Genomic DNA, 6,403 nt, shown 5'->3' on the forward strand with positions numbered 1-6,403 from the left:
CGAAACGCCCTATTCCAGCGAGACCCAAAGCACCTTTGCATCTTCCTCGCTGGTCGAAATACAGCCGTGTCCCATCCCACTGTCATAATAAAGCGAATCCCCCGCCTTCATCGGCAGCGGGCGGTAGTGTTCCGAGATAAAGATCAACTCGCCGCTGAGGACATACATGAACTCTTCCCCGGAATGGCGCACCCACTGGTCGAACTCAGAAATATCGCGCGCGCGGATCGTGGCGACATAGGGCAACATGCGCTTGCTGGTCAGTTCCGAGCACAAAAGCTCGTGCAGGTAGGTTGCGGTTTCGCGCATCTCGCCCGCGCCCTTGGGTGTGAAATCGCGACGACCCGTGAGGCCGGACTGACCGGATTGCACGAACAGTTGTGGCGGGTTCATGTCCAGTGCCTGAGTCAGGCGGCGCACGATCTCGAAACTGGGTTTGGTCTGGTTGTTTTCGATCTTCGATAGGGTCGAGCGACCGATTCCCGCGGCGCGCCCGGCCTCTTCCAAAGTCCAGCCTTTTTCGCGGCGCGCATCGCGAATTGACCGCCCCAATGCGGCCCCTTCGCCCTCTTCCTCGTGGGTGGACGCCTCAATCCGTTGGTCTTCGCCCATAAAAATCTCCCTATTTTATTGAAGGTTACCGAGTCTCCGATCATCTCGCAACTTCACAAAAGTGAGAAGGATGTTGCCTTGGGGGAACTTTTTCCACTATAGGAAACAAAGTTTCGAACCGAGGATTCGGTTATCGAGGAGGAGAAAATGTTCAAAACACCGCTGCACGAAGCCGATCCCGTTATCGCCACATCGATTGCCCGCGAAGGCACCCGTCAGGCTGAACAGATCGAATTGATCGCATCCGAGAACATCGTTTCCCAGGCTGTGATCGACGCGCAGGGCTCAGTCCTGACCAACAAATACGCCGAAGGTTATCCGGGCCGCCGCTATTATGGCGGGTGCGAATATGTGGATGAGGTCGAGCAGGAAGCCATCGACCGGCTGAAGCAGCTGTTCGGGTGTGAATACGCAAACGTCCAGCCGCATTCCGGCGCGCAGGCCAATGGCGCGGTCAAGCTGGCCCTGCTCAGCCCCGGTGATACGATCCTTGGCATGTCGCTGGATGCAGGCGGCCACCTGACCCACGGTGCGAAGCCCGCGCAATCCGGCAAGTGGTTTCGCCCGGTCCAGTACGGCCTGACCGATGCGGGGCTGATTGACTACGATCAGGTCGCGGCGCTGGCCAAGGCCGAAAAGCCCAAGCTGATCATCGCCGGTGCATCGGCCTATTCTCAGAAGATCGATTTTGCCCGTTTCCGCGCCATTGCCGATGAGGTCGGCGCATGGCTGCTGGCCGACATGGCCCATATTGCCGGTTTGGTTGCGACGGGCCTGCACCCCTCGCCCATCGGACATGCCCATGTGGTGACTTCGACCACCCATAAAACCCTGCGCGGTCCACGTGGCGGGATCATCCTGACCAATGACGAAGCGCTGGCGAAAAAGATCAACTCGGCCGTGTTCCCCGGTTTGCAGGGCGGCCCCCTGATGCATGTCATCGCAGGCAAGGCCGTCGCGTTCGGAGAGGCGCTGCAGCCCGAGTTCAAAACCTACATGCAGCGCGTGATCGACAGCGCAGCGGCCCTGGCCAATGTGATGATGGCGCGCGGGTGTGACATCGTTTCCGGCGGGACGGAAAACCACCTGATGCTAGTCGATCTGCGGCCCATCGGCGTGACCGGCAAAGACGCCGAAGCCGCGCTGGAACGGGCTGGGTTCACTTGCAACAAGAACAGCGTGCCGGGCGATCCCGAGAAACCCACCGTGACAAGCGGCATCCGACTGGGCACCGCAGCTGGCTGCAGCCGGGGCTTTGGCCCCGAAGAGTTCAAGCAGATCGGCCACCTGATCGGCGACGTGCTGGATGCGCTGGCACAATCCCCCGACGGTGACGAAGCGGTTGAACAAGCCACCCGCCGGAAAGTCCGCGCGATCTGCGCCAGCCACCCGATCTACTGAAAGACCAAGACATGATCTACGACCTGATTGTCATCGGCGGCGGGCCGGGCGGCTATGTTGCAGCCATTCGCGCGGCTCAGCTGGGCATGAAAGTGGCCTGCGTCGAAGGGCGCGGGGCCCTCGGCGGAACCTGCCTGAACGTGGGGTGCATCCCCTCCAAAGCGTTGCTGACCTCCTCGGCCAAATATGCCGAAATTGCACATCTCTCCTCCCATGGCATTGCGGTCGAGGGGACCAGCATCGACGTGGGCGCGATGATGGGACGCAAGGACAAGATCGTTGGCGATCTGACCAAGGGCATCGCGTTTCTGTTCCAGAAAAACGGCGTTGAACTGATCGAGGGCTGGGCCAGCATTCCCGCCGATGGGCAGGTAAAGGTCGGTGACACGGTCTACGAGGCCAAAAACATCCTGATCGCAACAGGGTCCGAGCCGACCCCCCTGCCGGGGATCGAGATTGACGAACAGGATATTCTCAGCTCGACCGGCGCAATCGCTTTGGACGCGGTGCCCGATCATCTGGTGGTGGTCGGTGCGGGCGTCATCGGGTTGGAACTGGGTCAGGTCTGGGCGCGGCTTGGGGCCAAGGTCACGGTGGTCGAATATCTCGACCGCGTTCTGCCGGGCATCGATGGCGAAATTGCCAAACAGGCGCAGCGCGCCTTGTCGAAACGCGGGCTGAAGTTTCAGCTTGGCCGGGCCCTAAAGTCCATCGACAAAAGCGATGAGGGCCTGACCCTGACCTTGGACCGGGTCGGCAAGGACAAGGAAGAAGTGATCGAGGCCGACAAGGTTCTGATCGCCGTTGGCCGCCGCCCCGTCACGCGCGGGCTTGGGCTGGAAGATCTGGGCGTCGCGCTGGACCCGCGTGGGTTTGTTCAGGTCGATGGCACCTTCCGCACATCGGTTCCCGGCATCTATGCCATCGGCGATTGCATCCCCGGACCGATGCTGGCGCATAAGGCCGAAGAAGACGGTGTTGCCTGTGTCGAGATGCTGGCCGGTGAAGCAGGCCATGTGGATTACAACACCGTTCCGGGCGTGGTTTACACCGACCCCGAGGTCGCCTCGGTTGGACTGACTGAAGAGGCGCTGAAAGAGGCGGGCACCGAATTCGCGGTCGGCAAGTTCGCTTTCATGGCCAACTCGCGCGCCCGTTCGACCGGAGACACCGACGGCGCGGTCAAGGTTCTGGCGGGTCCGAACGGCAAAATCCTGGGTGCGCATATCTGCGGTGCCCATGGCGGCGATCTGATTGCCGAACTGGTTCTGGCCATGACCAAAGGCGCAACCGTGTCCGAGGTCGCCTCCACCTGTCATGCACATCCGGCCATGGGCGAGGCAGTCAAGGAAGCCTGCCTTGATGCCATGGGCCGCGCGATTCACGCGTAACAGGGAGCAGCCAGATGACTATTCAGCTTCGCCCCCGCCACCCGGAAAAGGCCAAGAAAGCCGACAGCGCCATTCCACGCAAGCCAAAGTGGATCCGCCGGAAAAAGATCGAAAGCGCCGAGTACTACGAAACCCGCCGCCTGATGCGTGACCACAATCTGGCGACGGTGTGTGAAGAGGCCGCCTGCCCCAATATCGGCGAATGCTGGTCCAAACGCCACGCCACCATGATGATCATGGGCGAGGTCTGCACCCGTGGCTGTTCCTTTTGCAACGTTGCCACCGGTCGTCCCGACGCGCTGGACGCGTTCGAGCCGGGGCGCGTTGCGGCGGCGGTCAAAAAGCTGGGCCTGCGCCATGTGGTCATCACCTCGGTGGACCGCGATGATCTGGACGATGGCGGAGCCGGGCATATCGCCCAGACCATCCGCGCAGTACGCCACCAGAACCCCGGCACCACGGTCGAGGTTCTGACACCCGATTTTCTGGGCAAGGGCGATGCGGCTGACACCGTGTTCGCGGCTGCCCCGGATGTGTTCAACCACAATCTGGAAACGGTGCCGCATCTGTATCCGACGGTTCGGCCCGGTGCGCGGTACTATGCGTCGCTGCGTTTGCTGGACGATGCCAAGCGCGCAAATCCCGAGATTTTCACCAAATCCGGCCTGATGGTTGGTCTGGGCGAAAGCCTAAACGACGTGCGGCAGGTGATGGATGATCTGCGCGCGGCACAGGTCGATTTCCTGACCGTCGGCCAATACCTGCAGCCGACCCCGAAACATCACCCGATCGACCGGTTCTGGTCACCGGAGGAGTTTGCCCAACTGGAACAGATCGCACGGTCCAAGGGCTTTTTGCACGTGTCAGCCACTCCGCTGACCCGGTCGTCGTTCCACGCGGACGAAGATTTTGCCGCCCTCAGGCAGGCCCGCCAGCGGGCCCTCGCCAAAGGGGCATAAACCAACGCTATCGGGAGGGAGAAACCATGGAAGCGTTAAATTCAATCGTAGGGGCCATCAATGGCGTCGTGTGGGGGCCGCTGATGCTGGTCCTCATCCTTGGCGTCGGCTTCTTCTTGCAGGTGGGGCTGAAATTCATGCCGATCCTGCGCATTGGCACGGGCTTCAGCCTGCTGTTCAAAGGCCGTGAGGGTCAGGGCGAAGGGCAGATCAGCCCGTTCAACGCACTGATGACCTCGCTGTCGGCAACCATCGGCACGGGGAACATTGCCGGTGTGGCCACTGCTGTCTTCCTGGGCGGTCCGGGCGCCTTGTTCTGGATGTGGATGACCGCCCTGGTGGGCATGGCCACCAAATATGCCGAAGCCGTCTGCGCGGTGAAATACCGTGAAAAGGACGAACTGGGCAACTATGTCGGCGGCCCGATGTACTACATCAAAAACGGTCTGGGCGCGAAATGGGCCTGGTTGGGAGTTGCGTTCGCCTTGTTCGGCGCAATCGCAGCCTTCGGCATCGGCAACGGCGTGCAGGCCAACGGTGTGGCGCAGGTTCTGGAATCGAACTTCGGCCTGAACACCTCGGTCACCGGCGTGGTTCTGATGGTTCTGACCGCAGCCGTGATCCTGGGTGGCATCACCCGCATCGGTGCGGTTGCCGGTAAACTGGTTCCGTTCATGGCGGTCGCCTACATCGTCGCCGGTCTGCTGGTTCTGCTTATCAACATTGGCAACATTGGCAACGCCCTGTCGCTGGTCTTTACCTATGCCTTCACCCCGTCCGCCGCCGAAGGCGGTTTCGCGGGTGCCGCCGTCTGGGCCGCGATCCGCTTTGGTGTGGCGCGTGGTGTGTTCTCGAACGAAGCCGGTCTGGGCTCGGCCCCAATCGCACATGCCGCAGCCGAGACCAAAGGTCCGGTTAATCAGGGCCTGATCGCGATGCTGGGCACGTTCATCGACACCATCATCGTCTGCTCGATCACCGGCCTGGCAATCATCTCGTCTGGTGCTTGGACATCGGGTGAGTCCGGTGCAGCGCTCACCAGCCACGCCTTTGAACTGTCGCTGCCGGGTATCGGCGGGTATCTGATCGCCATCGCTCTGTCGATCTTCGCCTTCACCACCATCCTCGGCTGGTCCTTCTACGGTGAAAAATGCGTCGAGTTCCTGCTGGGCGTCAAATCGCTGATCCCCTACCGCGTCCTGTGGATTGTGATGATCTATTTCGGCGCAACTGCGGATCTGGGCTTCATCTGGCTGCTGGCAGACACGCTGAACGCCATGATGGCCATTCCGAACCTGATCGCCCTGGCCCTGCTGAGCCCGATCGTCTTCAAGCTGACGAAAGAGTTCTTTGCCAGCGGAGGCCAGTCGGAAGAGCCCGGCGGTACGCCTGCCGAATAATCCCGGCCCTTGCAAAAACGGGGGGCCAACCCGGCCCCCCGCCTTTGAAACAGATTTCCCTATCTCGAGGAGAGACGTGATGGCGACGAAAATACTGCTGCCAATCGATCACACTGACGACCGCTCGTGGAAGACTGCGCTGCCGGTCGCGTTGGAACAGGCGAAATTCTACGGTGCCGAACTGCATGCGGTGGCCGTCATCCCCGAGATCATCCAGCTGCCGAACCTGCCTGCCAACTATGGCGCGGGTGCCAAAGACCACGTGCGCGGCGCGGTTCAGGCCATTCTGGATCACGGCAATGCCTCGGACGTGCCGGTGCATATCGAAGAAGGCAGCGTCTACCGCGAAATCCTGAAGCTGGCCCATAAGGACGGCTTTGACCTGATCGTCATGGCATCGACCAAGGGCGATTTCCCGAATTATGAGATTGGCCCGAACCTGGCCCGAGTGGTGCGCAACGCGCATTGCACCGTCATGGTCGTTCGCGACCAGTCCCGCTGATTGAAAGGTGAGAATTATGTCCGACATGAAACGCACGCCCTTGTACGCCTTGCACGTTGAGTTGGGAGGTAAGCTGGTTGATTTTGCGGGCTGGGAGATGCCTGTTCAGTATCCGATGGGGATTATGGGGGAACATAA

6 protein-coding genes and 1 pseudogene are annotated in these 6,403 nt (G+C 60.9%); 6 read left to right on the plus strand and 1 reads right to left on the minus strand.

Annotation, left to right across the window (positions count from 1 at the left end):
- Window positions 1–9: 9 nt before the first annotated feature.
- Entirely contained in the window at window positions 10–612 is a 603-nt protein-coding gene (locus ACR0MO_RS20625) for an XRE family transcriptional regulator (protein WP_170456626.1), read from the minus strand.
- A gap of 147 nt (window positions 613–759) precedes the next feature.
- On the opposite strand from ACR0MO_RS20625, the gene glyA reads away from it, so the two are divergent.
- The 6 genes and pseudogenes from glyA to gcvT form a co-directional block, all read left to right on the plus strand.
- Window positions 760–2,013, plus strand: coding sequence for a serine hydroxymethyltransferase (gene glyA / locus ACR0MO_RS20630; RefSeq protein WP_170456624.1), 1,254 nt, complete (start codon window positions 760–762; stop codon window positions 2,011–2,013).
- A gap of 11 nt (window positions 2,014–2,024) precedes the next feature.
- Complete coding sequence (gene lpdA, locus ACR0MO_RS20635; protein ID WP_480893116.1) at window positions 2,025–3,404, plus strand: dihydrolipoyl dehydrogenase; 1,380 nt, start codon at window positions 2,025–2,027, stop codon at window positions 3,402–3,404.
- Between the two features lie 14 nt (window positions 3,405–3,418).
- Complete coding sequence (gene lipA, locus ACR0MO_RS20640; RefSeq protein ID WP_170738179.1) at window positions 3,419–4,363, plus strand: lipoyl synthase; 945 nt, start codon at window positions 3,419–3,421, stop codon at window positions 4,361–4,363.
- Window positions 4,364–4,389: 26 nt separating this feature from the next.
- On the plus strand, window positions 4,390–5,763 hold the full coding sequence (locus ACR0MO_RS20645; protein ID WP_170456618.1) for an alanine/glycine:cation symporter family protein: 1,374 nt from the start codon (window positions 4,390–4,392) through the stop codon (window positions 5,761–5,763).
- A gap of 79 nt (window positions 5,764–5,842) precedes the next feature.
- Window positions 5,843–6,265 carry a universal stress protein gene (locus tag ACR0MO_RS20650; protein WP_170456616.1) on the plus strand — a complete coding sequence of 141 codons (423 nt, stop codon included), beginning with the start codon at window positions 5,843–5,845 and terminating at the stop codon, window positions 6,263–6,265.
- 16 nt (window positions 6,266–6,281) lie between these two features.
- A pseudogene (gene gcvT / locus ACR0MO_RS20655) lies at window positions 6,282–6,403 on the plus strand (glycine cleavage system aminomethyltransferase GcvT); the annotation flags it as partial.

Source organism: Ruegeria sp. K5 (genome assembly GCF_056531805.1).

Bases quoted from the DNA above. Each gene is read 5' to 3' on its own strand.
- lpdA (WP_480893116.1), top strand. From the start codon at position 2,025: ATGATCTACGACCTGATTGTCATCGGCGGCGGGCCGGGCGGCTATGTT.
- lipA (WP_170738179.1), top strand. From the start codon at position 3,419: ATGACTATTCAGCTTCGCCCCCGCCACCCGGAAAAGGCCAAGAAAGCC.
- ACR0MO_RS20650 (WP_170456616.1), top strand. From the start codon at position 5,843: ATGGCGACGAAAATACTGCTGCCAATCGATCACACTGACGACCGCTCG.
- glyA (WP_170456624.1), top strand. From the start codon at position 760: ATGTTCAAAACACCGCTGCACGAAGCCGATCCCGTTATCGCCACATCG.
- ACR0MO_RS20645 (WP_170456618.1), top strand. From the start codon at position 4,390: ATGGAAGCGTTAAATTCAATCGTAGGGGCCATCAATGGCGTCGTGTGG.
- ACR0MO_RS20625 (WP_170456626.1), bottom strand. From the start codon at position 612: ATGGGCGAAGACCAACGGATTGAGGCGTCCACCCACGAGGAAGAGGGC.